This window comes from Candidatus Brachybacter algidus (assembly GCF_016707225.1).
Taxonomy (GTDB): Bacteria; Bacteroidota; Bacteroidia; order Chitinophagales; family Saprospiraceae; genus Parvibacillus; species Parvibacillus algidus.
Genome location: NZ_JADJID010000001.1, coordinates 645,497 through 665,654 on the forward strand (window position 1 = coordinate 645,497; position 20,158 = coordinate 665,654).

The 20,158-nt window shown below is 38.7% G+C and carries 10 protein-coding genes; 5 read left to right on the top strand and 5 right to left on the bottom strand.

Translation table 11 applies throughout. The features are described from left to right. Window positions 1–8: 8 nt before the first annotated feature. Window positions 9–896, top strand: a complete 888-nt coding sequence (locus tag IPI15_RS02595; RefSeq protein ID WP_287400545.1) for an ABC transporter ATP-binding protein — start codon at window positions 9–11, stop codon at window positions 894–896. Window positions 897–939: 43 nt separating this feature from the next. Then, window positions 940–1,788, top strand: a complete 849-nt coding sequence (locus IPI15_RS02600; RefSeq protein ID WP_287419082.1) for an ABC transporter permease — start codon at window positions 940–942, stop codon at window positions 1,786–1,788. A gap of 1 nt (window position 1,789) precedes the next feature. Here the strand turns inward: IPI15_RS02600 and pgi are convergent, their stop codons facing one another. Further along, window positions 1,790–3,448 (bottom strand): glucose-6-phosphate isomerase, encoded by a 1,659-nt coding sequence (gene pgi / locus IPI15_RS02605; RefSeq protein ID WP_287419084.1) that lies wholly within the window; start codon window positions 3,446–3,448, stop codon window positions 1,790–1,792. A 171-nt stretch (window positions 3,449–3,619) separates the two neighbouring features. On the opposite strand from pgi, the gene IPI15_RS02610 reads away from it, so the two are divergent. After that, a complete protein-coding gene (locus IPI15_RS02610; protein WP_287419086.1) occupies window positions 3,620–4,522 on the top strand; it encodes a bestrophin family protein in 903 nt (300 codons plus the stop codon). Continuing rightward, a complete protein-coding gene (locus IPI15_RS02615; RefSeq protein WP_287400550.1) occupies window positions 4,510–4,833 on the top strand; it encodes a 2Fe-2S iron-sulfur cluster-binding protein in 324 nt (107 codons plus the stop codon). The genes IPI15_RS02610 and IPI15_RS02615 overlap by 13 nt, the downstream gene beginning before the upstream one ends. A 127-nt stretch (window positions 4,834–4,960) precedes the next feature. On the opposite strand, the gene IPI15_RS02620 is transcribed toward IPI15_RS02615, so the two are convergent. From IPI15_RS02620 to IPI15_RS02630, 3 genes are all read right to left on the bottom strand, one after another. Next, window positions 4,961–11,275, bottom strand: a complete 6,315-nt coding sequence (locus tag IPI15_RS02620; protein WP_287400551.1) for a T9SS type B sorting domain-containing protein — start codon at window positions 11,273–11,275, stop codon at window positions 4,961–4,963. Between the two features lie 233 nt (window positions 11,276–11,508). Beyond that, window positions 11,509–16,440, bottom strand: a complete 4,932-nt coding sequence (locus IPI15_RS02625) for a T9SS type B sorting domain-containing protein (protein WP_287419088.1) — start codon at window positions 16,438–16,440, stop codon at window positions 11,509–11,511. Window positions 16,441–16,471: 31 nt separating this feature from the next. Then, entirely contained in the window at window positions 16,472–17,830 is a 1,359-nt protein-coding gene (locus IPI15_RS02630) for a hypothetical protein (RefSeq protein WP_287419090.1), read from the bottom strand. A gap of 207 nt (window positions 17,831–18,037) precedes the next feature. Here IPI15_RS02630 and IPI15_RS02635 point away from each other — a divergent pair, with 207 nt between their 5' ends. Beyond that, window positions 18,038–18,640: a hypothetical protein gene (locus tag IPI15_RS02635; RefSeq protein WP_287419092.1), complete on the top strand. Its 603-nt coding sequence runs from the start codon at window positions 18,038–18,040 to the stop codon at window positions 18,638–18,640. On the opposite strand, the gene IPI15_RS02640 is transcribed toward IPI15_RS02635, so the two are convergent. Further along, window positions 18,637–20,142 (bottom strand): beta-helix domain-containing protein, encoded by a 1,506-nt coding sequence (locus IPI15_RS02640; RefSeq protein ID WP_287419094.1) that lies wholly within the window; start codon window positions 20,140–20,142, stop codon window positions 18,637–18,639. The two genes, IPI15_RS02635 and IPI15_RS02640, sit on opposite strands and share 4 nt — an antisense overlap. Window positions 20,143–20,158 lie beyond the last annotated feature (16 nt).

The window sequence follows — 20,158 nt, forward strand, 5'->3', positions numbered from 1 at the left end:
TTCAAAAAATGGATTATATACTAGAAATTAAAAATCTCACAAAGAAATTTGGAAGACTTACTGCAGTGAATGACATTTCCTTTAATGTTGAAAAAGGTAATGTTTATGGGCTTCTTGGGCCTAATGGAAGCGGTAAGTCGACAACTCTTGGAATGTTGCTGACTACTATTAACGCTACTTCGGGGAGCTGGAAATGGTTTGGAGAAAGTACAGATCATCAAACATTAAAGAGAATTGGAGCAATCATAGAAAGGCCTAATTTCTACCCATATTTAAATGCAGGCCAAAATCTTGAAATCACAGCTAAAATTAAAGGAGTTGATCAAAAGAAAATTGACGAGAAACTTTCATTGGTAGGACTACTTGAAAGAAAAAAAGATAAATTTTTGACATATTCACTTGGGATGAAACAGCGGCTTGCTATCGCCAGCGCAGTGCTTAATGATCCTGAAGTGCTAATATTAGATGAACCTACTAATGGGCTCGACCCAATGGGTATCATCCAAATCAGAGAAATCATTCAAAAGATAGCAAATGATGGAACTACCATCATCCTTGCAAGTCATTTACTTGATGAGGTTGAGAAAGTCTGCAGCCATGTGATAGTTTTAAAAAATGGTAGATCATTATACTCAGGCCTCGTAGATGGGATGACCAACAATAAAGGGTTTTTTGAACTCAGGGCTTCTAACATGAATTTCCTTGAAGCCGCTTTGAAAAAAGCCGGTAATTTCAACAAAATCATAAACAATAATGGGTTGATCAGAGCTACTATTGAACAGGATATTTCTGCCGAAGATCTGAATAAGCTTTTATTTGAAAGCAATATCTCTCTTTCTCACCTTGTCAAGAAACGAGATTCTTTGGAAGAACAATTCCTGGAATTAGTGAAATGAGGTTAGAATTAATTATTAAATTTTTTGAAAAAGCACCAAAACTATGATTCGATTAATACAGCTTGAATGGCTTAAAATATATAATTACAAATTAGCAAGAATATTCATTCTTCTTTATTGTCTTTTTCTTTTTGGCCTTATAATGCTCGGTACACAAAAGTTTTCATTGGCAGGGAAGGAGATCGACCTTGTGAAAGAAGGCATCTTTAATTTTCCACAGATTTGGAATTTTACAACTTATTTTACGGCATTGATTAAAGTTTTTTTAGCTTTTATCATTATCACAACCGTAGTGAATGAATTCCAGAATGGCACTTTCAAACAGAATGTCATAGATGGACTGAGTAGGAAGGAATTTTTACTTTCGAAGATTTATACTATTGTTATACTCAGTCTGGTTTCTACCATTTTGGTATTTGTATTTTCATTTATTTTCGGATTAAAATACAATACGATCACTAATCCGGATTATCGATTCGCTGAAATTGGTTTCTTAGTCGGTTATTTTGTCAAATTAGTTGCATTTATGATGCTTGCCTTATTCTTATCAATCATTATAAGGAAATCAGCATTTACATTCATACTTTTGTTTCTTTGGTGGTTTGCTGAAAAAATAGTCAACGGAATAGAGAAGTGGGCCACAATGAATATGTTTGAGCAAAGTCCTCAGGCCGTTATTAACAAAGTGGTAATTAGTGATTATTTGCCACTAACTAGCATGTCCAACATTATACCTATTCCTGTAGCAAGATTAAGTACCATTCAGGCACTTATGGGACAAGGAAAAGATATCGCAGCTGAAATTCCTTGGAATCACATAGGTATGTGCTGCATTTATGCTGTTCTTTTCGGATTTCTATCCTATCGTGTATTATTGAAAAAAGACTGGTAAACTATATTTTTTTAGCTTTTTTGAATGCGTTGATCAATCCATTGGTTGAAGAGTCAAACTTTGTCACTTCTGAGTTATTCTTTAGTTCAGGAAGTATATTATTAGCCAGCTGTTTTCCATATTCTACGCCCCATTGATCAAAACTGTATATATTCCAGATGACTCCTTGAGTGAATATCTTATGTTCATATATAGCTATCAGCTGCCCTAGTGTATAAGGTGTGATCTTTTTGATAAGTATAGAATTACTTGGACGATCTCCGCTGAAAACCCTGAAAGGCGCTATAGCCTCTATTTTTGCTTCATCTGCACCTGAACTTTCCATCTCTTTTTTAACCTGGGCCAGGTTTTTACCAAAGGCAAGTGCCTGAGTTTGTGCAAAGAAATTGCTCAAAAGTATGTCATGATGCTCCGGTAATGGATTATGAGATATAGCCGGTGCGATAAAATCACAAGGTATTAACTTTGTCCCCTGATGTATAAGTTGGTAAAATGCATGTTGACCATTGGTGCCAGGCTCTCCCCATATGACAGGTCCCGTTTCATATGGAATTGGATTACCATTTCTATCTACAGATTTTCCATTGCTCTCCATATTTCCTTGTTGGAAATAGGCTGCAAATCGATGCATATATTGATCATAAGGCAAGATTGCCTCTGTATGTGCACCCAAAAAATTACAATTCCAGATGCCTATTAAGGCCATTAATACAGGAATATTATCTTCAAATTCGGCGGTTCTGAAATGTTCGTCAGCACTAAAGCCTCCTTTTAATATATTCTCAAAATTATCGAAACCTATGGTCAAAGCTATTGACAAACCAATAGCACTCCACAAGCTATATCGTCCTCCTACCCAATCCCAAAACTCAAACATGTTGTCCGGATCTATTCCGAATGCTTTTACACCCGCTGAATTGGTCGAAAGTGCTACAAAGTGCAAGGCGACGTACTTTTCATCACCAGCATATTTTAAAAACCATTCTCTGGCAGTATGAGCATTCGTCATCGTTTCTTGAGTGGTGAATGTCTTAGAAGCGATAAGAAAAAGCGTTGTCTCAGGATCGATTTTTTTAAATACTTCTGCAATGTGGGTTCCATCTATGTTTGAAACAAAGTGCGCTTCTATCCCCTCGACCCAATACGGCTTTAAGGCTTCCGTTACCATGACCGGTCCCAGATCACTTCCCCCAATTCCGATATTGACGATATGGCGAATAGGTTTGCCTGTAAACCCTTTATGTTGCTGAGTATGTATGCGCTTACAGAATTCTTTCATTTTGCTTAAAACAACCCTGATTTCAGGCATGACATCTTTACCTTCACTATAAACGGGTAGATCACCCTGATTCCTCAAAGCTGTATGTAAAACACTTCTACCTTCAGTTCGATTAATTGCCTCTCCGTCAAACATAGCTTTTATAGCTTCTGATAGCCCGGCTTCGCGTGCAAGAGACTTTAATTCTCTAACTATTTGAGCATCAATTTTATTTTTGGAAAAATCAAATAAAATATCTTCTAATGAAAATGAATACTTTTGGAATCGTTCACTGTCCTCATTTAAAAGTTCGGAAATATGTTTTGAATTCAAGCGTTCTGCAGAATTGAGTAAGGATTTCCAACTGGAAGTTGACAATGGATTGACATTTGATAAAGCCATAAATTATTTTTTAAATAGATAATGAACAGATTGTAAAGGAAATAAATACTCAATTAGATTTATTAATACAATCAATAAATCTGTTTGGAAGATTAAAATTATTAACGAATATAGAATAATCACGGTTCAAAAATTTATATTCTCTACATTTATCTTTTAAAAATTGATTTAATGCTGATTTACAACCCTAAAGATTGGTTTACTTTTATACTTAAAGTGCACAAATCGGACACGCTCCGAAAACTAGGGCCAATGATTTTGGTAATAGCTATTTATTCTGTAGCTATAGCCTATTGGGAACAAGAATATCTGGATATTACTGATCATCCTTGGATAAAAAATATACCCATAATGCATAGTTTGCTGGGTTTTGCGATCTCAATTCTTCTCGTATTTCGCACGAATACAGCCTATGATCGATGGTGGGAAGGTAGAAAACTTTGGGGGCAACTTGTCAATGTAAGTAGGAATTTGGCTATTAAAATTGCATCAGATAGCAATTTGGATGAAGAAACCAAGGAATTTTACCGAAAGATGATCCCTTTATATGCTGCCACATTAAGAACTTATCTGATCAGTAAAGGTCTTCAATTTGTCCTTGATGAGAAAGAGCATCCTGAATTTGCAAATTTTGCAAACAGTGATCATGAGCCAAATCATGTGGCATTATTGATGCATGACAAACTTTTTAAAATGCGAAAGAATAACAAGATAGATGATTGGCACTTTCAGAGTTTGTTAAAGGATCTTGGACAATTTACTGATGTTTGTGGAGGATGTGAGCGCATAAAAAATACGCCTATTCCTTATTCATACAGTGCATTTATTAAGAAATTTATATTCATTTATATAATGACTTTGCCTTTTGGATATGTTTTTTTACTTGGGTATTATGTTGCTCCAATAGTTGCGATGGTATTTTATGTACTTGCGAGTATGGAATTAATAGCAGAAGAAATAGAAGACCCGTTTGGTGATGACAGCAATGACTTACCGATCACAAAGATTAGCCAGAATATCGAAAAGCATATCAATCAGATCTTTCAGACTAAAAACGACGAATGGACGATTTAATCAAAATTACTGTCATAGATCGTCATGGAGAGCAGCATGACTATGAAGTACCTGATGGGATAGGTATTTCTCTTATGGAACTATGTAAAGCGGATGGGTTGCCGATTATGGCGACTTGCGGTGGGATGGCTTTATGTGCCACATGTCAGGTACTTATAGAGGAAGGAGGAGATGCTCTGGATTCAATGGGGGAGGATGAAGAATTAATGTTGGATCAAGTTCCTAATTTCAAATTGAATTCCAGGTTGTCTTGTCAGATACCGGTTAATCGGGCTTGTGATGGCTTGGTCGTGAGGTTGGCGGAGGAATGAGTGGGTTTATTGATTAGTATATAGGGACGGCACGAGTTGAAAAATCGCGCCAGCGGGGGCTGAAGAATAAAAAAAAGGGTAGAAGCATCATTTACTTCTACCCATGTTCTTGATCTGTGAGTGTGAGTTACCTGATTAGTGTAACATCCCCTTTCAATATTTGTCTTGTTCCATCGAATAATTCTACCTCTGCCCAATAGACATATACAGCAGGATTACATTTCTGTCCTTTGAGATTTCCATCCCAACCTACAGCTGGATTATTGGGTTCAAAATTCAAAGCTTCAAACATTTTTTCTCCCCAACGATCGTAAATTTGGAAAGAATTGATCTTTTTAATCTCCTTTGAATTGGTTGAAATTATTACCCTGTCATTGTTTCCATCTCCATTTGGACTGAAGATGTTTGGAATAAAAATATTTACACCTTTTTTGACAATAATTTTTTTGGTATCAACATCGCTACATCCATTTTTATCCTTAACCTCCACTGTGTATTCAGTAGTTTGATTTGGAAATACAGTAATTTCAAAGCAACCTGCACAGTTAATAAAATCAAATGCAGAACTAAAAGTGATAGTGCCTATATCTTCATCGGGTATCGAGATTTCGGGATCGATCAGAACAGTATCGCCAATATTGATAATTGTATCATTTCCAAGTTCAATTGTCACCAGAGGGGGCTCTATGAGATTTATATCATCAAGAACAAGTGTACAACCATTGGCATCTTTAATTCTAATCACATTAGAACTTCCTGAAAGATTGATCCACGAATTAATTGAAGAATAAGGTCCGTCATTGAATGAATAAAGGATGGGAGGAGCTCCACCTTCGATCTTTGTGATCTTAATATATCCATCTTTATAACCAAAACAAGTAGGTCCATCTCTCTCAATTTCAATACCTTGAGGGCGGTCAGGATCAGAAGTGATCACTACAGTGTCTCTTGCAATGCATCCAGTTTTTGTTTCGGTGACCAGCAGATAATAAGTACCATCCAATGAAACTGATAGAGTTGGTGCAGTAGGATTAGGAATAATTTTATTATCTTTTTCTGTCCATAAGTAGGTGAAGTTTGGACCGGTACTTGTATTACTTCCACCAATTGTTGCTGTTGCTTTCTCGCAAGTTAATTCTTGTGAGATACCGGCATCAGCAATTGGGTTTTCAAATACTTTAATATTTACTTCAGCAGAACTTGCCGGGCAGGCTCCACCATTATTAAATTTATACTGGAATATATAATCACCAGGTGATAGATCCTTGATTTTAAGATTACTACCGACTAAAGCAGCACCAGCAGTGTTAGGTCCAACTTCCGTCAATACGCCTCCTGGATCTTCTCCATTTATCTCATCCATAAGGTCAATAATCAAAGCGGTTCTCTCACAGTAACTTAAGGTATTATTCGCAATTCCGGCGTATTTGTATTCATCAAGTGTGAAATTAACAAACCCTGTATCAGGGCATCCCGCACTTATATTGTCATATCTAAACCTTAATCTGTAGATGCCAGAATCCTTGCCATTGACCTCCAATGTGTTGCCGTTGATGACTGCAGGATTACTGCCAGCCGGGATGGACTTGAATGTCCATGTTCCGGTAGCTCCTGATGGTACGACCAAATTAATACTTGTTGTATTGTTACAAATTGCAGCAATAGGAGTGAGGACAGGAAGATCAGGACAGGCACAATTGTCTACTACAGTGATTTCAATGGTTTGAGGGTTATTGGTACAAGGAGTCTGAGCTCCAGAAGGTGTAAAAGTAAATGTATAAACCCCAGTAGGAACCCCATTAAAGTTCCAAATATTGCCGTTTTGTATAGCTCCAGATCCATCTGTATCCGTCCAGCTTCCTGCTATCGAAGCACTTGACCAGATAGAATTTCCTGAAAAGTCCAATTCATTGGCTCCATTTGATTTTGGATCAATATTACATACTGTCGCATCGGGAAGTAAAGCATATACCAGTTCTGGAACAATCTCGATGTTAAGAATCAGGACACTGTCACAATCATCGGGAGGACTTATATTGATCTCAAATTTAATCTCGTAATTACCTGTCGCTTTGCCGGTAGGGTCAAAGTTGCCTCCGGGTATAGGTATATTCACGATGCCGGATGGATTTTTTATAATATTCCATGTACCGGTCTCAGCTGAAGTTATAAATGTGGATAGATCGATCAGCGCTAATTGATCAGAACAAATTGTTGTCAAAGGTACATTCAATGTCAATTCAGGGCAATTGCAATTTTCTGTAACTATTATATTAACAGTGGTTGCAAGATTTTGGCATGGTGCGATCGCATTAGAGGATGTAAATGTAAATTTATAAGTGCCTATCGCTACTCCTGTAAAATCCCAAGTAGTACCTGAAATGTTAGTGCCTACATTATCATCATTATTCCAAGTGCCAATCACTGATTGGCCGACAAAAAAGTCACTAAGATTAACCTGTGTTTTAACTGAAGGTGGATTGGGGGCATTATTACAAACTTTAATCTCAGGTTTTAAAGTATAGACTACCTGAGGGTTTAATGTAATGCTGATATCAGCATATGTCGGACAAATAACATTCGTAGGAAGAGGATTAAGTGTATATCTCATGACATATGTACCTGCATCCTTTCCTGTTCCATCAAAAGTGGATCCAATCAATGTGGCCGGGTTACTTCCGGATGGCACAGTAATTAAAGTCCAATCACCACTTGCAGCATTGATCTTGAGTGAATTCAAATCAAGTAATCCATTGTTATTACAGAGTGGATTTGCCTGGCCGAATTGAATTTTCGGGCAATCACAATTGTCATCTACAGTTATACTTACGGTATCTATGAAATCAGCACATGGCAGTGCAGCAGTTAAAGTATAAGAGAAAGTTGCTATTGTGCCATTGGTTACACCTGTAAAGTCATATATATTGTTGCCGAAGGTTACAGCTCCACTTAGTGGTGCGATTTCTTTCCATATTCCTGTTGAGCTACCGCTTGTAATAAAGTCATCCAGATCTAATTTTGATTTTCCTTCCATCCCCGGATCAGCATTACAGACTACTCCAGTTTGGATTAAGGAGGCAGTTGGCTGATCTGCTATGATGATGTTGTCATTAAGGCTTCCTACGCATCCGTCTACAGTGACAGTGTAAGTGAAATTGTAGATTCCTGGAGCCAAAGTGTTTAATGGGACTTCACCAAAGTTGTTTAAAGGGGCAGACCATGTACCTCCAGGAATGTCTGAAACCAGTATAGGATTTGGCGTTTCATTTGTACAATAACTTGTGAGGTTATAAAGTATAGGTGTTGGATTAGGATTAACTGTAATTGTCGTAGAAGTCTGTTTCGTACAAGTACCGCTGCCAATAATGTAATCTATATTATAAATGCCTGCTCCAAAAGAATTCGGGTAGAATTCTCCATTAGCTGATACATTTCCTATCCAGGTGCCACCTGTTGGCGTTCCGATTAGTTGGATAGGGCCATTGGTATTTGCACAAAAAGGGCCAGCCTGAGTAATTACCGGATCGTCAAGTAATATTACTTCAGTTTGAAAACTATCTTTGCTGATGCAGCCTGTCAGAGGATCTGTATATGTAGCTATAAACCAATATTGAACGCCTGGTGTCATTTGATCGGTCAGAATATTACCGTCTGTGATTACAAATCCTGCAGGATTCGAAGTATATATTGTTCCCTGAGTATAGGATGGAATTGTTATGATCTGAAAACTTTCCAATGGGCACAATGGTCCAGTAGGAGCATTAACAAACATAAGGCTTGGTGCAGGATTGATAACTAGATTAAGCGTTCCTATTCCTTGACAGCCATAAGCATCAGTCACTTGGAGAGTGATCTGGGAAGTTCCAGCCATCGTAGCGCCGATTAGAATCGTTGGGGTGTCAAATATTCCCCAAGGAGTGGTCCATTTATAAGTAAATGGCGAATTAGTGCTGTTAACATTGGCAGATAAAGTTTTACCTGTCAGATCTGAAAGACAATAGACTGCTGGGTTGGGTAAGATACTTACGGTGAGTACTCCCGATACACTGACAATTACATCATCTACATCTTCGCAACCATTGGCATCTGTGACTGTAACACTATAAGTGGAATTTATTGTTGGTGTTACTGTGATATTAGGTGTATCTTCACCTGTAGACCATAATATTGTATAAGGGGCACCCGCTCCACCGGAGGCTGTAGGATTGCCGCCCAATTCTAAAATCGCACCCGGACAAGATGCAAAATCAGGTCCTGCATCAGCTATAAGTTCAGGAAAAACGGTGATGCTAAGCACTTGGGGTTCTCCAACGCATCCTGTTTCGCTAACGGGATATACATTGAACGTTACTATTTTGACAGATCCTGTGCTATTGATCAAAGTAGTTGAAAAAGTAGAACCAGTCCCTGCTGTTGCCCCTGAAACTCCGTTCGCATTCAATACCTCCCATTGCAAAGTTGAATTTGTAGGGTCTAAAATGATATTTGCAAAAAATGTTTTACCACTGCATGTTTCTCCATCTTCAAGAATCATGTCAGGAGGCGTGCAACATTGAACTACAATTTTCTTGGTTACTATAGAGTGCCCGTTGCATGCGGCACTAGTCCAACCTCCAGTCTGGCCATCAGCAAAAGAAGTAATGGCTACCGTATAGTCATTGCAAGTCATATCAGAACATGCGGTGCAAGGAATTTTTAATGTGAATTGTACAGAGTGTATGCCATTGCTATTATCTCCATAGGAAAGGTTTGGCGCTGAACTTGAACATGTGCCAGAATAGGTTGGACCTATCCATCCTGCAGGCATCACAGTACCAGTATTGGAGCAGTTGCCTCCACCTACGAATGCAGCACAACCCGGGGAGCCGATAATACAAATATTCCCCGTAGTTGAATTTATACCAACTGCACTGTTTGCATTATTAACTGGTTTCCAATATACTGTTCCTGCTGGATACCAGGACCATGAAGCATTTCCGGTAGGTGGCACAGATGGAGTTGGTTGAGTTCCTTGAGTATATTCAAAACATTCACTGATTACCGGCATCATACTATGTATCCACTGAGATCCTAGCTGAATAAAGTTGGTTGTGTATTTAAAAGTTACTTCCTCGCATTTTTTAAAAGGTCCTGAGAGGGGAGATCCCAGACTCGCTCCGACTATTGTAAGTGACTGGGTAGTAATACATGGTGCTGTGATATTCAATAATGTAATACAAAGTTCGAAATTACCTGTAGCGCTATTGGCATCTGTCACAGCTACATAGTATGTTGTATTGGGTGTAAGATCTATTGATACGGGGTTACATTCTAACCATGTATTGCAGGAATTAAAAACTGCATATAAAGGTGATGTTAAATCTGCAGAACTAAAATTGAAAACCGCAGTATTATTAGGTCCGGTATTAAAGCTGAACCATGCAGTAGGATTATCCATGTTAGAACATGGTCCTCCACCTGATAATAATGGGCCATCGGGCATGCCATTGTTGCAGCCTTGAACACAGACAGGTGTGGCAGATGTAGGTATGGTGATAGGAAGTGCATTCGCACAATCTATGTTTGTATTGCATGGTGGAACACCAATTACTTCTGTAATACAAAAATCAGTAAAATTACCGGCCCCGGCATCTGTACTTCCAATCATGAAATAAACAGTGGATCCTGGAGTGAGGCCATCAAATGAAAATGTATTGGTAACTGGTCCACAATAAAAGGTCCCATTTGCAGCAAGGGTAGGAGGGTTACTGCATCCGGTTGGAAAGCTTAATAAAGCAACACCTATGTTTCCAGTCATTGTATTTGTACCGACGGTAATATCTAATTGAACGGTAGTAGGGCCTAAATTATAGGCGTAAAACACTGCATTTTGAACATTGGAAGCAGGACATCCGGGAATTACGAAATCCGCATTTGCTCCTAAAGTGGTGCCATTGACACAACCGTTTGTGGCTATATTTATGGCATTACAAGGCTCATCGTTAGGAGGGGGGACCGGGTTGTTGATGCACAAATCAATCTCTGGAGGAATACCACTAAATGTAGTTATGATCACATAGTAATTTTGCCCGGCTGTGAGGTTATTTAATGTCAAAGAGCCTCCTGCGCATCCCATCTCTAATGCTCCTGTTAAGTTTCCGCAACCACTAGGTATTGAAACTACTGTAATCATTGGCTTATTTACGATTGGTGCTGCGGTAAAAGTGGCTTTTGGACCTTGAGCGGTGAAGAGAAACCAAATGTTTTGACCTGCCGGATCAGCACAACCTCCATTTACGAAATCATAAGTTGACTCATCAAAGTCATAAGTATTGCAAGTACCATCCAGCTGAGTAACTATAATGGAATTATTACAATCATCATTTGAAGGGGGTTGACTAAATAGGTAATTACTATGTAAAATGCTAAATAGTAAGAGAAAAATTCGTAGAACTATTTTCATGTGAAAATTTATTGTAGATGAAGAATGCTAAATTAGCATAATTATGCATGGGAAACAATTTTTTTGAAATTCATTAATCTTAGAATAAGTTTATGTAACATTATTTGGTATAATACAAACAACAATATTTTTTCAGAACAATATTTCCCAAAAATAATGTAGTTTAATCACAAAGACTGCTTGTGTTAAAACAAAAGAGCCACTTATATAAGTAGCTCTTTTGTTTTAATATTCTATCTGACCAAAGTCACATCACCTTTGACTATCTGCCTGGTACCATCGAAGAGTTCGACCTCTGCCCAATATACATAGACTGCCGGATTACATTTTTGTCCTTTAAGTTTACCATCCCAACCTTGAGAGGGATCATTAGGCTGGAAGTTAAATGCCTCAAACATCTTTTCTCCCCACCTATCATAAATTTGAAACGAATTAATGCTTTTAATCTCACGGTCATTAGTTGATATCATGACATTATCATTGTTGCCGTCACCATTTGGACTAAATATATTAGGAATGAAGATGTTAACACCTTTACGCACGACAACTCTCTTAGAGTCAGTATCCTTACATCCATTGTGATCTTTAACTTCAACAGAATATTCAGTAGTTTGATTAGGGAATACTGTTATGTCAAAACATCCAGTGCAGGTAATGAAATCAAAATCAGAACTGAATACAATAGAACTGATAGAATCTTCAGGTATAGAAATCACCGGATCTATTAATAATGTATCTCCTAAGTTTAATATTGTATCATTACCCATTTCTACTGTCACTAAGGTGGGCTCTATTAATACAATATTATCCAATACAAGTAGACAACCATTAGCATCTTTAATCTGGAGTGTATTATTACTACCCGAAAGGTTAGACCAAGATTTAACGGAAGTGAATGGTCCGCCATTCAATGAGTATAGAATAGGAGGCAAACCACCTTTGATCTCTGTAACTCTGATATACCCGTCTTTGAAACCAAAACAAGTAGGTCCATCTCTTTCTATTACTATTCCCTGAGGTCGGTTAGGGTCAGAGGTTATGATGACACTATCTACAGCTATACAACCAGTTACGGTATTTGTCACTGTCAGATAATATACTCCTTCCAAAGTTACTGTGTTAGTCAGGGATTTTGGATTTGGTATAGGATTATTACTTTTCTCTGTCCAGGAATAGGCGAAATTTGGACCAGTACTGCTTGATTGTCCACCGATTTCCGCACTCGCCTTTTCACAAGTAAGTTCGCTTCCGCCGCCAGCTTCAGCTATCGGGTTTGCATTAATCATAACATTGACTTCAGAACTATTAGCAGGGCAGGCTCCATTGGCAGCATGCTTATATTCGAAAATATAATTACCTGGATTTAGATCTGTTATTTTAAGAATAGTCCCTGTCAAAGCGGCACCTGCGGTGTTAGGACCTACTTCAGTCCATGTTCCTCCGGGTTCTTCTCCGGTTATTTCATCTAATAGATCAATAATCAATACAGTATTTTCACAGTATTTTAGATCAGGACCTGAAGTACCTGCGGATTTATAATCTGATAATACAAGGGTAACAAAACCTGAATCCGGACAGCCGGCAAGAATATTATTAAACAAATACCTGATAATATATGTGCCTTGGTCCTTGTCAAGAGTCTCTAATAAATTACCTGATATAATCGCAGGATTTATTCCGGCTGGTTTTGATTTGATTGACCATGTACCGGTCGTACCTGCTGGTGCAATTAAGTTGATAGTTGCTGCATTATTACAGGCGGCAGCTAATGCTGGAATTGCTGGCAGGTCATCGCAAGCACAATTGTCCACTACTGTGATCTCAATAGTCTGAGGAGTATTTGGACATGGAGCTTGAGCAACATTAGGTGTAAAAGTAAAAGTGTAAGTACCTGTAGGTACTCCATTGAAGGTCCACACATTTCCACTTTGAGTAGCACCTGAATTGTCCGTGTCAGCCCATGTTCCACCAACTACTGCACTGGCCCATACTAAAGGACCTGAGAAATTAAGTTGATTGTCATTTTCATTTTTAGGATCAATATTACATACGCTTGCATCAGGTAGAAGCTGATATATAAGCTCAGGACTTATAGTCACAGTGACTTGCACTGTGCTGTCGCAATCTTCCGGTGGAGTAATACCAATCTCGAATCTAAAAGTATAAGTACCTACTGCTTTACCTGCTGGATCAAACAAACCACCAGCCAGCGGAGTATTAGCGTTACCTGCAGGAGTTGAAATGGTAGTCCATGCTCCCGGAACAGCACTGGTTATCTTAGTATTCAGATCGATTACTGAAGTATTATTACTACAAATTGCAGTTAATGGTGTCAAAACTGCCAAATTAGGACAATCACACTCATTAGTGACAATAACGTCAATTGTAGTAGGAGTATTTGCACAAGGTGCAACTCCTCCACTAGGTGTAAATGTAAACTGATAGGTTCCTGTTGCAACTCCGGTGAAATCCCATGTATTCCCTGCGGTATTGAGTCCTACATTATCATCATTAGACCAGGTTCCAATCACACTTTGGCCAATAAACATGTTGTCAAGATTGACGACTGTTTTGACAGAAGGTGGTTTTGGCACATTATTACAAACTTTAATAGAAGGAGTTAAAGCATATACTACTTCTTGATTGACTACAATAATTAGATTGATATCAATTGGACAATCTGGTTCAGTCGGTAATGGATTTAATGTATATGTAACAGTATATGAGCCAGGATCTGCATCAGTAGCATTAAAAATTGAACCTGTCAATGTAGCCGGGTCTGATCCTGCAGGTACTGAAGTCAATGTCCAGCCTCCAAGTCCTGCTTTGATTTTTAAGGAATTTAAATCTAAGCTTCCGGCATTTGTACACAAAGGAAGTGCTTGATTGAAATCCAATTTTGGGCAATCACATTCTTCATCCACTGTAATAACTATGGTGTCTGTAACAGCGGTACAAGGGGCGGTAGCTGCTACTGTATAGACAAAAGTAGCAAGTGTCCCGGTTGGCACTCCCAAGAAGTCATATTCATTTCCTCCCAGATTTACGGCTCCACTCAAAGGAGTTAATTCTTTCCAAGTTCCATTAGTAGCGCCAGTCACAGCATTGTCAAGATCTATCTTTGATTTATCTTTCATGAATGGGTCTACGTTGCACACTATAGCTTCAGGCGCTACACTAGCTACCGGTTGGTCAGCAATAATCAAACTGCCATTTACTACTCCTTGACAACCATTGACGATCACCGTATAAGATATTGGATAATTTCCAGGTGTCATTGTGCTCAGCGGAACTGTTCCATCGGCTAAAATTGGACTGGACCATGTGCCTCCTGGAATGCTGGAGGTTAAAATCGGGTCAGGGCTTTGAGCTATACAAAATGGCGTTAACCCAAGAATTGTAGGCGTCGGAATAGGATTAACAACTATATCAAATGTAGTATCCTTTGTGCAGGTACCTGCACCGATTAAATAGGTTATAGTATGAATACCTGCGCCAGCGGTAGAAGGTACAAAAATACCTGAAGGTGTCACTGGGCCACCCCAAACACCACCTGGTGGTGTACCTACTAGCTGGACGTTCGTTGAGACATTGGCACAAAATGGTCCTACAGGGGTAATAATCGGATCGTCAAGCAGTAATGTTTTAACTTGTATACTGTCTTTTCCCTTACAACCTGTGATAGGGTCGATATTAGTAGCGTACATCCAATAATTAACTCCAGGAGTCATAAGACTTGTTTGGATTATTCCATCGACAGTTATAAGGCCCGGAGGAACAGATGAAAATACAGTGCCATCAACGTATAATGGAGATGACGAGATCTGATAGTTCTCGGTAGGGCAGAGAGGAGCAGTTGGGGCGTCAAGTATTAGAACAAATGGATCTGGATTTAATGTCAAGTTAACTTGTCCGATTCCTATACATCCAATTGCATCAGTTACTTCAACCAGAATCTGGAAGGTTCCTGCAAAAGGGGCTAGGATAGTTACAGTTTGTGAAGTTGGATTGCCCCATGGAGTTACCCAATTATATGTGTAAGGAGTATTAGTGCCATTTACGTTGGCTGTAAGTGAATGATTAAATCTATCTGAGAAGCAAAATTCAGCCGGATCAGGTGTTATATTAACCTCAAGAGTTCCCGAAACTGTAACTGTAACTTCATCTATTTTTTGACAACCGCTAGCATCAGTGACAGTTACGGTGTAAGTAGTGGTCAATGAAGGTGTTACCATAATGTTTGGGTCTACATCTCCTGTATTCCATAATATAGTATATGGCGCACCTGCGCCACCGGATGCTGTTGGGTTACCACCAATGGTAACAGTTGCTCCCGGGCAGGAATTTTTATCAGGTCCTGCATTAGCAATCACGGCTGGTAAAACAGTGACGTAAAGCAACTGGGCCTCACCACGGCAGCCTGTTGGACTGATCGGGATTACAGAATAAGTTACCACTTTAGAGGTATTGCTAGTATTGGTCAATGTTTGAGAGAATGTTGAACCGGCACCACTGGATGCGCCCAAGACACCATTAGCATTTACCACAGTCCATTCAAGTGTTGAATTCGGTGGATCCAATGTTATATCAGCAAAATAAGTTTTATCACTACAGGTCTCCCCATTGACCATGACCATTGTAGGAGGTGTGCAACATTCAACAAGTATTGTTTTCTTTAAAATTCCATTTCCATTACACTGTGGGTTATTCCACCCACCTGTAGCACCATCCGGGAAGGAAGCTATACCGATTACAAATCCTTCAGGATCATCTTCACATGACGTACATGCATTACATGGTACGGTCATCTGAAATTGAAGAATTTTAGTTGAATTAGTATTACATCCTTGTATAATCCCCCAGGATTGATTTGGAGCAGTTGATCCGCCGCAACTTCCTGATGTGTTTGTAACAACCCATCCTCCTGGAAGTCCAGTTCCATCAGTACTTCCACAAGCACCATTTCCACCCACAAAAGGATTACAGCCTGCTGTGCCGATAAGGCAGATTTGGCCATTGCCATTTATTCCAATTGCACTTGGAGGGTTATTTGTAGTTGGTTTCCAATAGACAGTGTTTGCGGGATACCAAGCCATATTGCCAGCATTAGTTCCTCCGGGATACCCGATAAGATTTGGTACTTGATTATTCCAACATTCACTCATATAAGGTATAAATGTATGGAGCCATTGACAATCACCACCTGAGAAAAAAATTGGTTGAATAGCGGAATGTTATTACTTCACAAGGTTTGAAAGGTCCTTCAAGTGGAGAGCCCATACTTGCACCTGTTATAGTAAACTCCTCACTTTTAATACAAGGAGCAGTAATATTAAGGAGGGTTATACACATCTCAAAGTTACCTACGTTACCCTCTGAGTCAGAAATAGCGATTTGATAATCAGTATTCTGAAGAAGAGTTATTGTCTGAGGGTTACATTCAACTATGACATTACATCCTGTCATTAACACAAAAGAGCCGGCAGTAAGATCACCGCCTGTAAAATTAAATACGGCAGTATTATTAGGGCCTGTATTGAAAGTATACCATGCAGTTGGATTCAAAAATGCGTTGTTACAATTGGTAAATCCTCCTGGCGGCATTCCGACATTACAACCTGTTACACACACTGGTTCTGCTGGATTCGGTATAGGAATAACTTCGGCATTAGCACAATCAACATTGGCTGCACAGGGCGGATCGCCTTCTATCTCTGTAAAGCACATATCGGTAATTATACCTGCACCTGCTGTCGTCGATCCAATCATAAGATAAACAGTACTCCCTGGAGTAAGTCCATCAAAGGAAAGCGTATTTGTCGATGGACCACAATAAACAGAATTACCGGATGCTAGAAAAGGTGCGTTAGTGCAGCCGTTAGGAAATTCTAGTAGCATCGCTCCCATTTGACCGGTGATGCCATTATTCGCAATCGCTATATCTAAACCAGTCGTTAAGGGTCCTAATACGTAACTAAAGAATACCGCATTTTGTACATTGCCGGGAGGGCATCCTGGAACGGTATAGTCAGCGTCAGCTCCCAAAGTAGTTCCTGTTACACACCCATTAGGTGCTACTCCTGTAGCTGTGCATGCATCGTCATTAGGAGGTGGCGGTGGATTCAGTACGCACATTTCAAATCCGGTACCTATAAATCCGGAATTTGAAACTATAACATAATAAGTATCACCAGCTACTAAATTGTTTAGTGTAAATGTAGAGAACCCACATCCCATTTCGATAGCTCCTGCTACACTGCAAGGAGTTGGCATACTTAATACGGTTATCGCAAGTTTAGGATCTCCTGTAATATTAAATGTGGCATTCCCACCTTGTGCTGTAAATGTGAACCAGGTATTTGTCCCTGCCGGAACTGCGCAACTACCATTGATAAGGTCAAAAGTAGGCCCATTGAAATCATAACTAATGCACGTGCCGTCCAGTTGGGTTATTGGCAGCGCATCAGCGCAATCATCATTTCCGGGTTGTGCAAAGGTTTTTGTTGAAGTTGTCAGAATGAATATTAACAAAAAATAATGTACAATTGACTTCATACTGTTTTTCGGCTTGACTATTATAATAAAATAAAACTGGTTGAAGGGCTAAAATTAAACATTTATATTGAAACGAAAGCAAATACAAACTTAATTGTCTATTTCAAAGCTAATTTCCAAAATTTACTATCTCACATGATTGGGTTTTTATTTAGTAGATAATTAAATTATTCTACCTTTAACCCATAAAACATTAATTTTTGAATGATGATGAAGATAAAATATTTTCTAGTTTTTATTTTTTTAGGCGTTTTAGTCTGTACCAATCCATTGGTTGGTCAAAATTATAACACTAAAAAAAAGGCACCTACAAAGGAAAGTACAAAGTTTACTGAAAAACTTTGGTATGGTGGTGGAGTGAATCTTGGATTCGGCGCTGATGAATTTACTTCAGTATTTTCATTGGGACTTTCTCCAATGGTGGGATATAAATTCACTCCAGATTTTTCAATGGGACCCAGAGTAGGATTTTCTTTTTCAAACTATCGATTTAAAAACCAATCAAAAATTGATAAAATAGCCACTTTTGATCTTGCAGGAGGTGTATTCGCCCGCTATAAATTTTTCAATGTTGTTTTCGCGCATGTAGAATTTGATTTGACGAGAAATCAATATGCCTATTATAACAACCTTACAAGGCAGTTAGAAAAAATTTCACAAAATGGGCAGGATGCCTTTGTCGGATTAGGTTATAACAGTGGTATGGGTAGCTTTGGAACTGAATTATATATTTTATATAATCTTATTGCAGACCAAAATACCATTTCTCAGCCTTTCGAATTTAGATTTGGTATTACTTACAAGTTCTAAGGTAAATACTCAAAACAACCAGCGTCTGGGGTGACCATTTTTCTGATTTTACCTAAAATATCATCTTGAATTGTTGGTATAGGAACAGCTATTCCTCGGGCTAATGATAAGGAATCCAGTTGAAACAGAGAATTGTTTTCATTGACATATATCTTATCTGTTCGTTTCATGTAGATGCAATTGGAGTTCCTTTCCTGAAAGTATAGATCTTTCTGGTAATCATCCACTTTCAGGACTGAATTTGTAAATGAATATTGGAATTGATCCGGCTGAGCGCCTTCAAAAGCATCTACAAATTTTATTTCATCATCATCAAGGCCTGAAAGTATTGAGTTCCTCACCACTAGGATCGCTTTATTAGTCTTGACACTACCTTTTATGCAATTGCCCAATTCATCCTGATCGCAGGTGTAATTATCCAGTGACATGGCAAATGATTGTCCGGACACATTCGGAATGGAGCAATAGTCAAAATTGTAATTGCCACCATAAGTCAACACGACGTTGTAGCCAACACTATTGGAAAAAAGACAGTTGGTGGCTTTGATCGTCGCGTGATTTCCTATAAGACAATTCAATACCACATTATCAATGATTGTATGGTCTAGATGAAGGGTGGTGGCTGAATCCGCTAAAATACCAAAGTTGGAATTGCGCAGATCAAGGTAACTGAATTTATTTATACGATTTGAATTAAATATCACAATTCCTCCCCATTGTCCATCTTTATCCTTAAACTCATCTTCAAGTCTGTCGCCACGGAATTTAACAGGTTTTTCTGCTGTTCCATTTATAGTCAATTGACCTCGTGGACCGACAAAAATTCTACCATCTGTAAAAGGTGCATCATTCACTCCGGGAGGTATTACCAGCCCGCCATGAATGTATATTCTGGCTCCTTCAGGAATGATTAACTGACATTCATCAATAATTAATGAGCCATAAATTACGTAAGGTTTTGGATCATTCCACGTCACTGTGCCTAGATCGCAGGTAAACAGAGTTTGGCTGCCGATATTGTCTTTATTGGTAATATAGTTTGCGTTCTGACCCCAGGCCACAAGCACCACAGATTGTGTATTCGAATTGATTGTGAAATCCAGAAAATCATTTAAAATGAATGGGCTTTCTGTCAGGTTTTGGTCAGGGTCTACTTTTACTTTGCAGAATACATAGATGCTGTCTTTTGCTTCAATACGAATATCATTCAGATCATTTCCTGGTATTCCATCTATATTGCAAGTAAAATGAATGCCCTGGCTACCCCTGATCTTTGCTTCACTGATGACCACAGGATCTTTACTATCATTAAAAACTTTCAGGATCTTGGTAGCAGATCCAATGGTGGTGAAAGTAGTATCAAAAAATACAGAATCTGTGGAAAATCTCAGCTTAAAGCCCGGATCAGTATTGACGATCTCATCCTTAAAGCAACTGGAAAAAAGCGTAATAATGAAACCAATTATAGAAAACAATAAAACAAAACGAGATCTTACCGACATTCCGGAAATTTATATT